This window comes from Rhizobium sp. BK491 (assembly GCF_014194925.1).
Lineage (GTDB): Bacteria > Pseudomonadota > Alphaproteobacteria > Rhizobiales > Rhizobiaceae > Rhizobium.
In genome coordinates, this window is record NZ_JACIAR010000005.1 from 399,122 (window position 1) to 414,148 (window position 15,027).

Genomic DNA, 15,027 nt, shown 5'->3' on the forward strand with positions numbered 1-15,027 from the left:
TCCACAATATCTAGCGGTTTCCCGGCAGAGGCATACCGGACTCTGAATGGTTGAGATGCGAATCCGACCCGAATCTGCGATTGCGGTTCGTCTTTTGACGAGCGCAGCTATAATGAATCGACAAATGCACGCAAAAAGTGCAGCCGTTAACACAACGATCAAAGCCGGAACGAATCGGTGACGAATCGCGGATATCAGCGGGTATCGCATTTGTTCACGGCTACATGTTGTATTTCGCCGGAGCAGCATCGCGACATAGAGGTCAGCTTGAATGGCAATGCTGCTGCGGAGTTCGCTGCGAATTAACGAATTCGCCCGCGAACACACCACCTGGACGACATTTGCCGACGGCAGCATCCTTGTATTCGGCGTGTCGGCAAACGCCCAGCCGTTAACCAAAGTTCAAATGCAGAACGAATCGCCGACGAATCACGGACATCCGGCCTTTCCCGTTTCGTTCACCACAACCCATTGTATTTTAATGGTATTTTAACCATACAACGAATTTGCCGCCGCGCTTGTAACCGTCACCCGATGCGATCCCATTTAAGGATTCGCTAAGCATTCCAACTGCTGTGCGCGTGTATTTTTATTTCTTAGCCGGAACAATTGTCGCGCATGCAAGTTTCTATGAGCAGAATTGAGGAATTCGTCCATTCACTGGAACAGTTTCGAGTGGGAAAGCTGGAAGGTTAACGCCATGTCGAACGGCGATAATGGCGGGATATTCGAGCCGGACGGACATGGAGGAGACATATCATGCTTGGTACGGTATTGCTTGTCATACTGATTCTGCTGTTGGTTGGCGCACTTCCCAGCTGGGGTTACAGCCGGTCTTGGGGGTATGGCCCATCGGGTGGTCTCGGGCTTGTTCTCGTCATTGTCCTCATTCTGTTATTAATGGGGCGCATCTGATCCGCCGACATTGTTCAAACCTCGCAACATCAGGGAGCTAACACCATGAAGAAGATTATCGTCGCGATCGCCCTCGTCGGCGCATTGGCGTCGTGCACGGCAACGGAAAAAGGTACGGCGATCGGCGCCGGCACCGGCGCGCTGATCGGTGGCGTCGCCACCCATAGCTGGGGCGGCGCCGCCGTCGGCGCGGTGGCTGGCGGCGTAGTCGGCAACCTCATCGGGCGTTCGGAAGATCGTCGCGGCTACTGCATTTATCGCGACCGCTACGGTCACCGTTATGAGGCTCGCTGCCGCTAAGGCATTGCCTGACCGGCCGTCATTGGCGGCCGGTCAGGATTCGCTCTCGGAACAAATTCAGGGAGCGGCAGGTCCCTCAACAAAATCGTCTTCCCGCGCCGTCGATCACGGCGAGGTGGCAGTGTTTTGAGAAAGGAACGGCATCATGGCCGCAATCATCGCAAGCATTGCAGCACTCGTTCTTACCGGCACCACTTTTTACGCGCTGGTGAGCGCGGCGAGAGCTCGAGACAGAGAGAAGCGGCAGCTCGCCCTTGAGGCCGTCATCCTGGAATTCAAGCCACGACATCAGCAGCAGGCCTCAACAAGAGGATGATTGCCGGCGGAGCTCAGTAATTCCGTTCGTAACGCGCTATACAGGCTGAAGCGGCTCCGTAGCCCTGAGCCGCTTTTTTATAGCCCTTGCGCAGCTCCCAGCGGAAGACTGGCCTGCGCTTTTCCTGAATTGCCTAGACGAAGAGCTGGCCGCCATTGGCAGATATGGTCGATCCGGTAATGAAACCGGCATCGTCGCTGGCCAGGAAGACGGCGATGCGGGCGATTTCCTCGGGTTCGCCGAGGCGCCCGACGGGAATCTGCGGAATGATGCGCTCGTTGAGCACTTTCTCCGGAACCGCCAGCACCATCTCCGTGCCGATATAGCCGGGGCAAATCGCGTTGACCGTGATGTTCTTGGCAGCGCCTTCCTGCGCAAGCGCCTTGGTAAAGCCGAGATCGCCCGCCTTGGCTGCGGAGTAGTTCGCCTGCCCCATCTGCCCCTTCTGACCATTGATGGACGAGATATTGATGACGCGGCCGAAGCTGCGGTCGCGCATGCCCTGCCAGACGTGGTGCGTCATGTTGAAGAGGCCGGTGAGATTGGTATTGATGACCTCGTGCCACTGCTGCGGCGTCATCTTGTGGAACATGGCGTCGCGGGTGATGCCGGCATTGTTGACCAGGATGTCGACATGACCAAGATCATGCTCGATCTTGGCGATACCCATGCCGCAAGCCTCGTAGTCGGTGACATCCCACTTGTGAACGGAAATCCCCGTCACATCATGGAAAGCCCGGGCCTTCTCATCATTGCCGGCATAGGTTGCGGCCACCTTATAGCCCGCATTGTGCAGCGCCATCGAAATGGCAGCTCCGATGCCGCGCGTACCTCCGGTTACCAATGCCACTCTGCTCATGTGCCACTCCCCTTTTTTGTTGCGGAGGCGTGACGCCCGAAGGTCGGGTCGCCCGCTCGCTTTCATCACTTCTTCTGGAAAATTCCCTTCAAAACGCCTTAGAGCATGATGCCGAAAAGTGTCATGCGGTTTTCGGACGACATCATGCTCTATTTCTTTGATTCTAGAGCGCCTCGAAGCACATGGCGACACCCATGCCGCCGCCGATGCAAAGCGTGGCAAGTCCCTTGCGGGCGCCGCGGCGCTTCATCTCGAACAGCAACGTGTTGAGGACGCGAGCGCCCGAAGCGCCGATGGGATGGCCGATGGCAATCGCGCCGCCATTGACGTTGACGATCGACGTATCCCAGCCGAGATCCTTGTTGACGGCGCAGGCCTGGGCAGCAAACGCCTCATTGGCCTCGACGAGATCGAGGTCGTTGACGGACCAGCCGGCCTTTTCCAGCGCCTTGCGGGAGGCCGGTATCGGCCCCGTACCCATGATCTGCGGATCGACGCCGGCTGTTGCCCAGGAAACGATGCGAGCGAGCGGCTGGATGCCGCGGCGCGAGGCTTCCGCTTCGGTCATGAGCACGGCAGCGGCAGCACCGTCGTTAAGCCCGGAAGCGTTGCCGGCGGTGACGGAGCCCTCCTTGTCGAAGGCCGGGCGCAGCTTCGCCATGGCCTCCATCGTCGCACCAAGGCGGATATATTCGTCGGCATCGACCGTGACGTCGCCCTTGCGCGTCTGGATGGTGAAGGGAATAATCTCGTCCTTGAAGCGGCCGGCCTTCTGTGCGGCTTCCGCCTTGTTCTGCGAGGCAACGGCGAACTGATCCTGTTCCTCGCGCGACAGCTGCCACTGGCGGGCGATATTTTCAGCCGTGATGCCCATGTGGTAGCCGTAGAAGGCATCCGTCAGGCCGTCCTTGATCATGGTGTCGATCATCTTCATGTCGCCCATCTTGGTGCCGGAGCGAAGATTCGCGGCATGCGGCGCCATCGACATGGATTCCTGGCCACCGGCGACGATGATCTTGGCGTCACCGGTTGCGATCTGCTGCAGGCCGAGCGCCACGGCACGCAGGCCCGAGCCGCACAGCTGGTTCACGCCCCATGCGGTCGCTTCCTGCGGAATGCCGGCCTTCATCGCGGCCTGGCGAGCCGGGTTCTGCCCTTCGCCGGCCTGAAGCACCTGGCCGAGGATCACTTCGTCGACTTCTTTGGCATCGACGCCGGCGCGCTCCAGCGCACCCTTGATCGCGGCCGCGCCGAGTTCATGCGCCGGAACGGTCGCGAACGCGCCGTTGAACGAACCGACCGCAGTGCGGGCAGCGCTGGCGACGACGATGGATGAACTGCTCATGGAAGCCTCCTCACAGAATGAACACGTATATGAGGCGAAACTGTCAAAGCTTTGCTCCTGAGTCAAACAGCAAGAATTTTCATCGTACAGATTTCACGAAGCTGTCACCGCCTTCAAAAAATCCAATCAAAGGAAAGGCCTTGCCGCATCGCACAAACCGATTGTCACCAAGCTTCTTTTGCGTCTACACTCCGGAGTGGAGGAATATTCCATACAATCAGACGGGGCCAGGAGACTGATAAATGGCAAAGAATGAGGGCCAGATCGTAATCAAGAAATACGCCAATCGCCGCCTATACAATACCGGCACCAGCACCTATGTGACGCTGGACGACCTGGCGGAGATGGTGAAGAAGGGCGAGGAATTCATCGTCCAGGACGCCAAGAGCGGTGATGATATTACGCATTCGGTCCTGACACAGATCATTTTCGAACAGGAATCGAAGACCGGCAACACGCTGCTGCCGATTTCGTTCCTCCGCCAGCTGATCGGCTATTACGGCGATCAGATGCAGATGGTAGTGCCGAGCTTCCTCGAGCACTCCATGCGTGCCTTTACCGAGCAGCAGACGCAGATGCGCGAACAGATCAATCGCGCATTCGGCGAGACGCCGCTCGGCAAGAACCTGCAACTGCCCATGCAGATGGTCGAGGAGCAGGTCCGCCGCAACACCGAAATGTTCCAGCAGGCCATGCAGATGTTCTCGCCCTTCATGAAGCCTCCGGCCAAGGAAAGCCGCAAGGCCGAAGCCAAGGACATCGACGAGCTCAAGGAACAGCTCCGCGCCATGCAGAGCAAGCTGGATAGCCTTTGAAATCAGGCGATGCGCTCCTGAATCCTTGGAGAGTTTTCACCCCGCTCTGTCACTGTCGTGACATCTCCCCCACCAGGGGGGAGATTGTTGGGAGTATGTCGCTCCGCTCTGGCAAGTAACCTGATTTAGTTTCTGCAGATGCGATTGTAGCTTGAGGCGAGAAAGTGCCGCGAGTTACCGACCTCCCCCTGGTGGAGGAGATGTCCTGAAGGGACAAAGGGGGTATCAGAGCTTCGGCACAAGCGCAGCCACTTCGTCCCACTAACACACCCAATCAAAACAGAAAAAGGCCGGCGAACCGCCAGCCTTTTATTCATGCGCCATCAAGGCTGCGCTAGATTATGCGCTTTCCTTCGGCGTCAGAACCTGACGACCGCGATACATGCCGGTCTTCAGGTCGATGTGGTGCGGGCGACGCAGTTCGCCGGAGTTCTTGTCTTCGACGTAGGTCGAAGCCTTCAGGGCGTCAGCAGAGCGGCGCATACCGCGCTTGGACGGGCTCGTTTTTCTCTTCGGTACAGCCATTCTCGTTACTCCATGTACGGACGACACATATCCACGGCCAGCAAGGCGGCCGAAACAGACATGCATCAATTTCGGAAATTGGGCGGGCTTATACATGGCTTGGCGGGCTTTGACCAGTCCCTAATAGCATTTTTTGCCCATCGCACCAGATTCGCGGATATTCGAGACCGGGTCAGTCCTCGTCCTCCGGCACGGTCCATGTTTCCTGCAATGCGGCTTCCTCCCATTTTTGCCAGGCAGGCAGCGCCTTCATGGCCGCCATATAGTCCCGCGTATCCGCCGCAACCGCGATGTCATACCGCTCCAGACGGCTGACGACGGGGGCAAACATGGCGTCCGCGCCGGAAAAATTCCCGAACAGGAAAGGCCCGCCAGAAAAGGCTCTCGCCTCGCGCCAGATGGCCTCGATACGCGCCACGTCCTCCATCACTCCGCCGCGGAGATCGCGCCGGGCGACCGGACGGCGCATGTTCATCGGGCAGAAGTTGCGCAGGGCGCTGAAACCGGAAACCATTTCCATGCTGTAGGATCGCGCCAGCGCACGCGCCTGGCGATCTCTCGGCAAAAGCCCGGCGTCCGGGAAAAGCTCGGCCGCATATTCGATGATGGCGAAGGATTCCCATACCTTGAAGCCCCCGTGAACCAGCATCGGCACCTTGCCCGTCGGCGACACCTCACGAATGCGCGGGTTTCCGGCTGGAAAATCGAAAGGGATCAGCACTTCTTCGAAGGGAATGCCGCACCCTTTAAGAGCAATCCATGGCCGAAACGACCAGGACGAATAGTTCTTGTTGCCGATATAAAGCGTGAGCTTGTCCACGATCGCATGTTCCTTTTCAGTGCCGGACTCTGAAGGGAAAGAATTCTTGAAATGATTCATATCGCCCTTACGTCACGGTCAAGAATGCCAGATGACGACAAGCCGATCGAACGACAAGTTCTGATATCAGTCATAAAGGCATTTGATGTATGCGTCGGCGTTGCGCGCGCGGCGCTGGATCAGCGAAGCGAGCTGGCTGAGCCCGCGTCCGGGCCTGCTCGCCACGCGGTCAATCGGGTTCGGCAGCGATACGGCGAGGAGGGCTGCCTGACGTGCCGTGAGCTTGGAGGCCGGCACCTTGAAATGGTAGCGCGCCGCCGCCTCGATGCCGTAAATGCCTGGCCCCCACTCGGCAATATTGAGATAGATCTCCATCATCCGGCGTTTCGACCAGACGGCCGAGGCGGAAACCGCCAGCGGCAACTCCAACGTCTTGCGTACGAAAGAGCGGCCGTTCCATAAAAACAGGTTCTTCACCGTCTGCATCGGGATCGTGCTGCCGCCGCGCGTGGACCTGCCGCGCAGCGTTTCCTGGACCAGCGCCCGCATCTCGCCCCAATCGACACCACCGTGAAAACAGAACTGCCCGTCTTCCGAGACCATGACGGATTTCACCAGCACCGGCGCGATTTTATCGAGCGGAACCCAACGGCGGTCATATCCCTGAAGGGTAACGGCGTCGCCGACCATCAGGGTGGAAACGGGGTGGACGAACGGCAGCAGATAAAAGACGATGAAAAGATAAGGCAGCAGGAGGACGCCAATCAATACGAGGACGACGCGCTGCCAAACTGGTCTTGCTTTGAAGCGCGCCAACGGGGAGGAGCGTTGCGGCACCTCGGCTTCCTCCTCCTCATTATCAGTCGATATGTCCAAGTGCCTGACGTCCACGATCGCTCCATCCCGGTACAACCCCTTAATGTATCCGGGAAACGCTCTGATGCTGCATCCCGTCATACCGTCTACATAAAGCGATGACCAGAGCGCGGCGCAATTCCCACCCCGCCGTCGACAATTGTCATTGCCAGCAACGGCCTCTCATGCCAAACAGCGCCCATGGACAGCACCCATTCCTCGTTCGAGAACCGCCTGAAGGACAATGCCGGCAAGACCGAAGCTCTGCTGAACCGACTTCTCGCCGACGGCTGCCTGAATGACGAGATCGTCCGTCCCGACAGGCTGCTGAGGGCGATGCGCCACGGCGTCCTGAACGGCGGCAAGCGGCTGCGTCCATTCCTTGTCGCGGAATCGGCGGCGCTTCTCGGCGGCAATGCCGAGGCGGCACTGAGGGTCGGCGCAGCGCTCGAATGCGTGCACTGCTATTCCCTCGTCCACGACGATCTTCCCGCCATGGACGACGACGACCTGCGCCGCGGCCAGCCGACGGTGCATATCGCCTTCGATTACGCGACCGCGATCCTGGCGGGCGACAGCCTGCTCACCTACGCCTTCGACATTATCGCCGCCCCCGAGACGGAGCTACCGGCGGATCGGAAAATGGCACTCGTGCTGGCGCTGTCGCGTGCGGCTGGCATTGGCGGCATGGCCGGCGGCCAGGCGCTTGATCTCGCCGCGGAGAAGGAAACGCCCGATGAAAATGGCATAACGACGCTGCAGGCAATGAAGACCGGCGCACTGATCCGCTTTGCCTGCGAGGCCGGCGCCATCATCGCCGGAGCCTCAGCCGAGGACCGCAAGCGCCTTCGGATCTTCGGCGAAAAGATCGGCCTTGCCTTCCAGCTCGCCGACGATCTTCTCGACCTCACCGCCGATGCCGCCACCATGGGTAAGGCAACCGGCAAGGATGCCAGCCGCGGCAAGGGTACGCTGGTCGCCCTGCACGGCCAGGAGTGGGCCGAAACGACGCTCGCGAAGCTGGTGAACGACGCTGCCGACCTGCTGTCCGGCTATGGCGACAAGGCGGATGTCCTGACGGAAACCGCCCGCTTCGTCGCAAACCGTAGAAACTGATCCCTAAGCACCTTCATGGCATTGCCCGAGGGTGAGCCCATCCACTCGGCAACTGCTACCGGCCCATGCCTGTTCAGCCATGGCCATCCATTCAGCTATGAAATGTCACCATCACAAGAATCCATGATTGTGCCGGGTGATTTCGGCCGTGTTTTATGACAAGTTGCCGATCCGAGTTGGCCGACAACGCAGAATTCTTCGCGCCGGCAGACACCCCCGGGAAATCTTCCATGCACGAGACCCTTGCCTATCTGCCGCAGATCCTGCCGGCCTATATTGCCTACCTCATCGCCGTCGCCAGTCCCGGCCCCGCCATCATGGCCATCATCGGCACCTCGATGACCCATGGCCGCAAGGCCGGCATGTCCATCTCGCTCGGGATTTTCGGGGGATCGATGACTTGGGCGATTGCCGCAGCGGCAGGTCTCGCAACGCTGCTGCAGACCTATGCGATGGCGCTGGAGCTGCTGAAGATCTTCGGCGGCATCTACCTGCTCTATCTCGCCTACAAGGCATTCCGTGCCGTGCGTGCCGGCGGCGAGCTGCCGACCGCTACCGAAGGCCCGAAAACGCCCAGCTTCAGGTCGCTGGTCCTGCGCGGCTATGGCATTCACGTCACCAATCCGAAGGCGATCTTCGCCTGGCTCGCCATCATTGCGCTCGGCATGCCGCAGGGCGCGCCCGCTTCCGTGGCCGTGCTGATCATCGCCGTCTGCTGCACGACCGGTTTTCTGGTGTTCATGGGCTATGCGATCCTGTTTTCGACATCGCATGCGCTGAAAGTATATCGCAATGCCCGGCGCTGGATCGAGGGCGCCATGGCCGGCTTCTATTGCTTTGCCGGCATCAAGCTGCTGACGAGCAATATCTGATCCGGCCTCGCTTTAAGTTTAAGCGGCGGATCACTCCGCCGCGACGGTCTTCTGGCCGAACCGCTTTTCGATATAATCGGTCACCAGCGCTTCGAAATCGGAGGCAATGTTCGGGCCGCGCAGCGTCATAGCCTTCTGGCCGTCGATGAAGACGGGAGCCGCCGGCGTCTCGCCGGTGCCGGGCAGCGAAATGCCGATATCGGCATGCTTGCTTTCGCCCGGACCGTTGACGATGCAGCCCATGACGGCGACGTTCAGCGCTTCGACGCCCGGATATTTCTCGCGCCAGATCGGCATGTTCTTGCGGATGTCGTTCTGGATGTTCTGCGCCAGTTCCTGGAAGACCGTCGACGTCGTGCGGCCGCAGCCGGGACATGCCGCAACGACGGGAATGAACTGCCGGAAGCCCATGACCTGCAGCAACTCCTGCGCCACCTGCACTTCGCGGGTACGGTCGCCGTTCGGCTCCGGCGTCAAGGAAACGCGGATGGTGTCGCCGATGCCATGCTGCAGCACATAGCCCATGGCAGCGGACGACGCGACGATGCCCTTCGAGCCCATGCCGGCCTCGGTGAGGCCAAGATGCAACGCATGGTCGGAACGCTCCGACAGCATGGAATAGACGGCGATCAGATCCTGCACCTGGCTGACCTTGGCCGACAGGATGATACGGTTGCGCGGCAGGCCGATCTCCTCGGCAAGATCGGCCGAGATCAGCGCGGATTGCACGATCGTCTCGCGCGTCACCTGCCGGGCCGAGAGCGGCGAGCCTTCGGCGGCATTCTTGTCCATCAACGCGGTCAAGAGATCCTGATCGAGCGAGCCCCAGTTGACGCCGATGCGCACCGGCTTGTCGTAGCGGATCGCCATCTCGATGATTTCGGCGAACTGCTTGTCCTTCTTGTCCTTGAAGCCGACATTGCCGGGATTGATGCGGTATTTCGCCAGCGCCTCGGCGCAGGCCGGATGATCGGCGAGCAGCTTGTGGCCGATATAATGGAAATCACCGATCAGCGGCACGTCCATGCCGAGCCGCAGCAGCCGCTCGCGGATCTTCGGCACGGCGGCAGCGCTTTCATCGCGATCGACGGTGATGCGCACCAGCTCGGAGCCGGCTTTGTAGAGGGCAGCGACCTGGGCGACGGTCGAATCGATATCGGCCGTATCGGTATTGGTCATGGACTGCACGACTACGGGTGCACCCCCGCCGACGATCACGCCGCCGACATCGACGGCAACGGAGGAACGGCGCGGTTTCGGATCGAAATCGGTGGCGGACGACATGGAAAACTCTCGCAGGCCTCGAAAATGGGTGCCTTTCAGGTGGATCACGAAGCGGTCGTTGTCAACCGCTCCGGCGATCTCTTTTGATCGGACGGAGTTTAGCCGTTACCGAGCAAAAGCGACGAAATTAATGCTTCGCATCCCCGATGCCGTCGGCGTAGCGCGCGAGCGACGAGAAGGCTAGCACGACGAGCAGCAGCACCGGCAGCGTCATCAGGACCGGTGAGAAGCCGACATGCTCGGCGGCAAAACCGATGGCCGACGGCGCGACCAGCATGCCGGAATAGCCGAGCGTCGTGACGACGGAAATGCTGATCCCTGGCTGCAGGCCAGGAATATTGCCGGCAGCGGAAAAGGCGATTGGCACCATGTTGGAAATACCGATGCCGCAGAGCGCAAAGCCGAGAATGGCGATCTCCGCATTCGGCGCCAGCGCCGCGGTCAGCATGCCGACGATGGCAAATACCGTGCAGATGCGCAGCGTTCTGATGGCCCCCAGCCAATCGCGCACGAAATCGCCGGCAAATCGCATGGTCGCCATGGTGGCGGAGAAAGCGGCGTAGCCGAAACCCGATAGCGCCACCGACGCACCTTTTTCCTGGCTGAGATAAAGAGCGCTCCAATCCAGGACCGCGCCTTCGGGCACCATGCAGAACAGCGCAACGATGCCGAGCAGCCACGGCAACGGAATCATCGGTAGCTTTGCCTTCGGCTTGGCCTCATCGTGATGCGGCTGATCGCCGAGCACCATCGGCCAGGCAATGGCGACGAAAAGCACGGCAATCGCGGTCGAGGCCTCGGCATGACCGAGAATGCCCCAGCGCGAAATCAAGAGCCCGCCGATCGCCGCGCCCAAAAGGCCGCCAAGGCTCCAGAAGGCGTGGCAGGAGGACATGATCGCCCGGCGCATGGATTTTTCGACCGAGACGGCATTGGCGTTCATCGCCACATCCATTGCACCGATGAAACCGCCGAAGAGGAAGAGAGCGACGGCCGCGGTCCAGACATTCGGCGCGAGCGTCAGCGCCAGGATCATCGGCAGCAGCAGCACCGCGAAGGCGCGCACGACGACGCGCGAACCGCGCACGGCGATCTGCGCGCCGGCAAGCGGCATCATCACGAGCGAGCCGACGCCAAAGACGAGGATCATCAACCCAAGCTCGAATTTCGTCAGTTGCAGCCGCTCGGCGAATTCGGGAATTTTCGGTGCCCAGCAACCAACCATGAAGCCATTCATCAGGAACATCAGCGAGACGGCTGCGCGCGATTTGGTGAAAAATGGGCTCCTGCGCTCCTTCAAACCCTCCAGTCTCGTTCCGTTGTCCATAAAAACTCCTCCCAAATCTGTGTCGCAGTCTATTTAAATCGATTGAAATCTCAACAATCGAAAAAGCCGCGTCAGTCACATTTCGTCTCCGTCTGTTAAAGTGGGGACGATGGCGCTACAACCCCGAATAAATAACACTACCGGGCGTCACCCTGATAAAAAGTCCTATTGACGGCGTAAAATTAGGCTCCTATCGGTTGAGGCCAGAAAGATTCTTTGGCCGGCCTCGAGTCGGGTCATCCTCTGGTGCATCCCCGTGAAAAACTCCATCAGCTATGGCATCCTGCTTACGGTGTTTGCCTACATGCTGTTCACCGCCCACGATTCGGCGGTGAAGCTGCTCGTCGCCTCCATCCCCGTCTGGCAGGTGCTGTTCATCCGAAGCTGCACCATTCTTGCCGGCTGCTTCGTCTTCGAAGGCCCCTCGCTCGTTCAGAAAGTGGCGCGCTCGCCGATCATCAAGCCGATGATCCTGCGCAGCGTCATCATTCTGATCGCCTGGATTTCCTATTACTCGGCAGCCTCCTACCTGCAGCTCGCCGAAGTGACGACGCTCTATTATGCAGCACCGATCGTCGGCACTATCCTCGCAACCATCGTGCTGCGTGAAAAAGTCACCGTCGCCCGCTGGATGGCAGTCGGCGTCGGATTCTGCGGCGTGGTGATCGCCTCCAACCCCGTGGGGCTATCGATTTCCTGGCCGGTTTATCTGGCGCTGCAGGCCGCCGTCCTCTGGGCAAGCGGCATGGTGCTATTGCGCAAGACCGCGCTGCACGAAAAGAGCCATATCCAGATGGCAGTCTCCAACATTCTGTTCATCATCCTGACCGCCGGCATGGCGATCGCCCACTGGCACACACCGACGCCCTTCCAGATCGTGCTGCTGGCACTGACAGGCATCATCGCCGGCGCCGGCCAGCTCGCCCTTTTCGAAGGCATGCGCCAGGCGCCAGTTTCGGTGCTGGCGCCGTTCGAATATACCTCGCTCGTCTGGGCCTTCCTGCTCGGCTACCTGATCTGGGGCGACATCCCCGGCCCCAACACCTTCATCGGCGCCATCCTGATCCTGAGCGCGGGGTTCATCATCATTATCAGCGAACGGATGAAGCGGCGGGCGGCGGCGGCTTGAGGTGCCTAGATGTGCTTTCGGCAAGCACAAGCCAGAGAGCGAGTCGTAAGCAAACGCTTCAACCGCCGGCGGATAGCCGTCACCCCACCGGAGCGACGGTCTGTTCCATGGGTTTCGGCTGCCGCATCAGAAGAGCCTGCATCGGCCGCTCAAAGAACTTGAGGAGCACCACCGAAATCCCGATCGTGCAAAGCGTGACCACCAGCAGTATTCCGGTCACAAAGGGTAGGGAGAGATGCTTGCCCAACAGCTTGAGTGGAAGCTGCAGCGTGTAGGGGTGGATGAGATAGAGCGAATAGGAGGCGTCTCCCAGCAGAACCAGAATGGCCCATATTCTCCCGGCTGGCATCCGCATCAGCAGGAAGCCCGAGACGAGCAGGACGGCAAGCAGGCTCGAGGCGAAAAGACTGGGGCCGGCGAATGTCACGATGAAGAAATGAGCCCCGCAGGCCAGAAGAATGAGCAGAGCGGCGGCTATATTCGATCCGCTCCTGAAGGCGCTGTATGCCGAATATGCCTTATGAAGCATCATGCCGAGAACGAATTCGATCAATATCGGATTTGTATAGAAACGCCATTCGACCGATCCCTCTGGCCAAATCTCATGCAGCGCGATCAGGAAGAGGACGGCCGCGGAGGCGAACCAGGTTGCCCTGGCGCCAAAGATCAGACAGGCGCCATAAATTATGTAGAAGAACACCTCGTAACAAAGCGTCCAGCCCAGAAAAAGGATCGGCTGCACGGCGCCGCCCGTTTTCTGATAGGGGACGAAAAGAAGAGATTTGACGATCGTCTCCACGGTCACGATCGTCGAATTGAGCAGGCTGGGTTTCACAAGCGCAATCAAGACGACGACGAACGTCAACAGCCAGTAGAGCGGAACGATTCTGGCAATGCGCTTGCGTGCGAAATAGACAAGTCCCCGCGCCGGATTGGAGGAGTAGCTGATGATGAAGCCGCTGAGAACGAAGAAAACGTCGACGCCGGTCGCACCCATGAAGAAATAATTTCGATCGAGATGGTATTCGATCGCAAGGCCGCTTCCGAAATGGAAGAGAACGACGGAAAAAGCGGCCACGAACCGGAGAAACTGGAGAGAATCCAATTGTTTCAAGTTTGACCGCCGAATGGAAAGCGTCTGTTCGTTAATCATGAGGGCCCCAATCCGCTCTGATAGCTTGCTCCAACAAGATTGCCATTGCCGCATTGGTGCTGCGGCTTGGATGCCAATCGCATCCGAAATCCTTCGGTTTGACGCGTAAATTCAGATATCGCAGGCGAGTTTCGCCTTTCGCGGCGCTCGCCTGGACGACGGCCTCGATTGCTTTCTCGGCCACATCGAAATCCTTCTGGGACATCATCGGACCGAGAGCGGCGTACAGATAGGCCTTTGGAAACTGATTTCTGAGCCTGAAAATGAGCTTGACGTATTCCTCGATGAAATCGCTGGGATTCCTGTTATCCGAAAAGTCGTTCGTCCCCAGATTGACGACCACCGCGGAAACGCGTTCGTCAGGAAGAGCGGGCACGCCCTTTCTCAACGGCGTCACGCTGTCGATGACATCAAGCATGGTTTTCGCATTCTTGCCTGTGCGCGAAAGGCCGATTCCGGAAACAGCGAGCGTCGTAAGTTCCATCTCGAGGCTACGCGCCGCGACCGCGGCATATGTCAGGTATTGATTTTCCGTTCCGGGGCTGAATTTACATCCGGGACCAACACCCTCGAGGCCATAGCCTGCGGTAATGGAGTCTCCAATCGCCACCAGCTTTGTGGCCGATGCTTCCGCAGGAAGGAACGACCCATCGGTTTCGGCGGAAACGAATATGGTATCGCCGATCCATCCCTCGGTGCGACGCGTCGCGCGAACCTCATGGGCGCCTTGCCGCAAGCCATCTGCAAGCTGGTAGCGGTGCTGCTCCGCTTGCAGATCAAGGCGCTGGGGAACGCCGTCCAGTTCGACCTCAAGGCTATTTTTCCCGGTATCAACGAGGGTAACCGAGAGCGACGTGCCTTCAAAACGCAACGCAAAACCACTGCCCGGCCAACCGAAAGCCGCATCGCTGGCGGCAACCCGGCCGATCCATTTCGATGGCCGCTCGATCGTTTCTGCCGCAAAGCACGGCATGAATGTACATAAACTCAGAAAAAGAAACGCAATCGCGACATCAAACCTCATGACCGGCCATGGCCGGCAGCGCGCAATGATGGGCAATTCATCACCTCTTCGGGCTGCGTCAGATCAATTTTGCACTTTAAATTTCTAGTAGAATCGCAGTTTGATTACTGCTGGTGTCTCGCGGCAAACTGCCGGGACACGTCAATGGAGGCGCATGCGCATGCCTGGAATGAAAGGTGCCGCGCCAAGACATCGATGAGATGACGAAATGGGGCAGCATTAAGAATAATAGGGCAGCATTGAGAATTGTCACTATGCCGCACCGCAACATTGATCAGCAATTATTAGCGGTAACGGAAGCAGCGGCTTCCTCGACGCTCCGTTCGCAATTCCTTGAGAAAAATATTCGCATTTGCCCGTTTATCTTGCAGT

Annotated in this window: 17 protein-coding genes; 8 read left to right on the forward strand and 9 right to left on the reverse strand. The window is 59.0% G+C overall.

Annotation, left to right across the window (positions count from 1 at the left end; genetic code table 11):
- Positions 1-271 precede the first annotated feature (271 nt).
- The 4 genes from FHX05_RS23680 to FHX05_RS23695 all read left to right on the forward strand — a co-directional run bounded on the left by FHX05_RS23680 (position 272) and on the right by FHX05_RS23695 (position 1,531).
- Positions 272-493 (forward strand): hypothetical protein, encoded by a 222-nt coding sequence (locus FHX05_RS23680; protein ID WP_183874878.1) that lies wholly within the window; start codon positions 272-274, stop codon positions 491-493.
- A gap of 266 nt (positions 494-759) precedes the next feature.
- Entirely contained in the window at positions 760-915 is a 156-nt protein-coding gene (locus FHX05_RS23685; RefSeq protein WP_015341639.1) for a DUF3309 family protein, read from the forward strand.
- 45 nt (positions 916-960) lie between these two features.
- The gene (locus FHX05_RS23690) at positions 961-1,215 is read left to right on the forward strand and encodes a YMGG-like glycine zipper-containing protein (RefSeq protein ID WP_112336180.1); all 255 of its coding nucleotides are present in this window, start codon (positions 961-963) and stop codon (positions 1,213-1,215) included.
- 145 nt (positions 1,216-1,360) lie between these two features.
- Entirely contained in the window at positions 1,361-1,531 is a 171-nt protein-coding gene (locus tag FHX05_RS23695; protein ID WP_183712725.1) for a hypothetical protein, read from the forward strand.
- Between the two features lie 133 nt (positions 1,532-1,664).
- Here the strand turns inward: FHX05_RS23695 and phbB are convergent, their stop codons facing one another.
- Together phbB and FHX05_RS23705 are read right to left on the reverse strand one after the other, a co-directional pair.
- The gene (gene phbB / locus FHX05_RS23700; RefSeq protein WP_112606772.1) at positions 1,665-2,390 is read right to left on the reverse strand and encodes an acetoacetyl-CoA reductase; all 726 of its coding nucleotides are present in this window, start codon (positions 2,388-2,390) and stop codon (positions 1,665-1,667) included.
- Between the two features lie 163 nt (positions 2,391-2,553).
- The gene (locus FHX05_RS23705) at positions 2,554-3,735 is read right to left on the reverse strand and encodes an acetyl-CoA C-acetyltransferase (RefSeq protein ID WP_112606774.1); all 1,182 of its coding nucleotides are present in this window, start codon (positions 3,733-3,735) and stop codon (positions 2,554-2,556) included.
- A gap of 242 nt (positions 3,736-3,977) precedes the next feature.
- Between FHX05_RS23705 and phaR the strand changes: the two genes are divergently transcribed.
- Positions 3,978-4,550, forward strand: coding sequence for a polyhydroxyalkanoate synthesis repressor PhaR (phaR, locus tag FHX05_RS23710; RefSeq protein WP_015341644.1), 573 nt, complete (start codon positions 3,978-3,980; stop codon positions 4,548-4,550).
- Positions 4,551-4,889: 339 nt separating this feature from the next.
- On the opposite strand, the gene rpmF is transcribed toward phaR, so the two are convergent.
- From rpmF to mtgA, 3 genes are all read right to left on the reverse strand, one after another.
- The gene (gene rpmF / locus FHX05_RS23715) at positions 4,890-5,075 is read right to left on the reverse strand and encodes a 50S ribosomal protein L32 (RefSeq protein WP_006724402.1); all 186 of its coding nucleotides are present in this window, start codon (positions 5,073-5,075) and stop codon (positions 4,890-4,892) included.
- A 172-nt stretch (positions 5,076-5,247) separates the two neighbouring features.
- Entirely contained in the window at positions 5,248-5,895 is a 648-nt protein-coding gene (locus tag FHX05_RS23720; protein ID WP_183874880.1) for a glutathione S-transferase family protein, read from the reverse strand.
- Positions 5,896-6,021: 126 nt separating this feature from the next.
- Positions 6,022-6,732, reverse strand: coding sequence for a monofunctional biosynthetic peptidoglycan transglycosylase (gene mtgA, locus FHX05_RS23725; protein ID WP_132720069.1), 711 nt, complete (start codon positions 6,730-6,732; stop codon positions 6,022-6,024).
- Between the two features lie 219 nt (positions 6,733-6,951).
- Here mtgA and FHX05_RS23730 point away from each other — a divergent pair, with 219 nt between their 5' ends.
- Together FHX05_RS23730 and FHX05_RS23735 are read left to right on the forward strand one after the other, a co-directional pair.
- A complete protein-coding gene (locus FHX05_RS23730) occupies positions 6,952-7,866 on the forward strand; it encodes a polyprenyl synthetase family protein (RefSeq protein ID WP_183874882.1) in 915 nt (304 codons plus the stop codon).
- A gap of 230 nt (positions 7,867-8,096) precedes the next feature.
- Positions 8,097-8,738, forward strand: coding sequence for a LysE family translocator (locus FHX05_RS23735; protein ID WP_183874884.1), 642 nt, complete (start codon positions 8,097-8,099; stop codon positions 8,736-8,738).
- Positions 8,739-8,768: 30 nt separating this feature from the next.
- Here the strand turns inward: FHX05_RS23735 and ispG are convergent, their stop codons facing one another.
- Positions 8,769-10,022, reverse strand: coding sequence for a flavodoxin-dependent (E)-4-hydroxy-3-methylbut-2-enyl-diphosphate synthase (ispG, locus tag FHX05_RS23740; RefSeq protein ID WP_112336173.1), 1,254 nt, complete (start codon positions 10,020-10,022; stop codon positions 8,769-8,771).
- Between the two features lie 127 nt (positions 10,023-10,149).
- Positions 10,150-11,349 (reverse strand): MFS transporter, encoded by a 1,200-nt coding sequence (locus tag FHX05_RS23745; RefSeq protein WP_112606780.1) that lies wholly within the window; start codon positions 11,347-11,349, stop codon positions 10,150-10,152.
- A gap of 256 nt (positions 11,350-11,605) precedes the next feature.
- Here FHX05_RS23745 and FHX05_RS23750 point away from each other — a divergent pair, with 256 nt between their 5' ends.
- Positions 11,606-12,478, forward strand: a complete 873-nt coding sequence (locus tag FHX05_RS23750) for a DMT family transporter (RefSeq protein ID WP_112606782.1) — start codon at positions 11,606-11,608, stop codon at positions 12,476-12,478.
- A gap of 79 nt (positions 12,479-12,557) precedes the next feature.
- Here the strand turns inward: FHX05_RS23750 and FHX05_RS23755 are convergent, their stop codons facing one another.
- Together FHX05_RS23755 and FHX05_RS23760 are read right to left on the reverse strand one after the other, a co-directional pair.
- Positions 12,558-13,592, reverse strand: coding sequence for an acyltransferase (locus FHX05_RS23755; protein ID WP_183874886.1), 1,035 nt, complete (start codon positions 13,590-13,592; stop codon positions 12,558-12,560).
- A gap of 31 nt (positions 13,593-13,623) precedes the next feature.
- The gene (locus FHX05_RS23760) at positions 13,624-14,604 is read right to left on the reverse strand and encodes an SGNH/GDSL hydrolase family protein (RefSeq protein ID WP_183874888.1); all 981 of its coding nucleotides are present in this window, start codon (positions 14,602-14,604) and stop codon (positions 13,624-13,626) included.
- Between the last annotated feature and the right edge of the window lie 423 nt (positions 14,605-15,027).

Bases quoted from the DNA above. Each gene is read 5' to 3' on its own strand.
- FHX05_RS23680 (WP_183874878.1), top strand. From the start codon at position 272: ATGGCAATGCTGCTGCGGAGTTCGCTGCGAATTAACGAATTCGCCCGC.
- FHX05_RS23685 (WP_015341639.1), top strand. From the start codon at position 760: ATGCTTGGTACGGTATTGCTTGTCATACTGATTCTGCTGTTGGTTGGC.
- FHX05_RS23690 (WP_112336180.1), top strand. From the start codon at position 961: ATGAAGAAGATTATCGTCGCGATCGCCCTCGTCGGCGCATTGGCGTCG.
- FHX05_RS23695 (WP_183712725.1), top strand. From the start codon at position 1,361: ATGGCCGCAATCATCGCAAGCATTGCAGCACTCGTTCTTACCGGCACC.
- phbB (WP_112606772.1), bottom strand. From the start codon at position 2,390: ATGAGCAGAGTGGCATTGGTAACCGGAGGTACGCGCGGCATCGGAGCT.
- FHX05_RS23705 (WP_112606774.1), bottom strand. From the start codon at position 3,735: ATGAGCAGTTCATCCATCGTCGTCGCCAGCGCTGCCCGCACTGCGGTC.
- phaR (WP_015341644.1), top strand. From the start codon at position 3,978: ATGGCAAAGAATGAGGGCCAGATCGTAATCAAGAAATACGCCAATCGC.
- rpmF (WP_006724402.1), bottom strand. From the start codon at position 5,075: ATGGCTGTACCGAAGAGAAAAACGAGCCCGTCCAAGCGCGGTATGCGC.
- FHX05_RS23730 (WP_183874882.1), top strand. From the start codon at position 6,952: ATGGACAGCACCCATTCCTCGTTCGAGAACCGCCTGAAGGACAATGCC.
- FHX05_RS23735 (WP_183874884.1), top strand. From the start codon at position 8,097: ATGCACGAGACCCTTGCCTATCTGCCGCAGATCCTGCCGGCCTATATT.
- ispG (WP_112336173.1), bottom strand. From the start codon at position 10,022: ATGTCGTCCGCCACCGATTTCGATCCGAAACCGCGCCGTTCCTCCGTT.
- FHX05_RS23745 (WP_112606780.1), bottom strand. From the start codon at position 11,349: ATGGACAACGGAACGAGACTGGAGGGTTTGAAGGAGCGCAGGAGCCCA.
- FHX05_RS23760 (WP_183874888.1), bottom strand. From the start codon at position 14,604: ATGCCGTGCTTTGCGGCAGAAACGATCGAGCGGCCATCGAAATGGATC.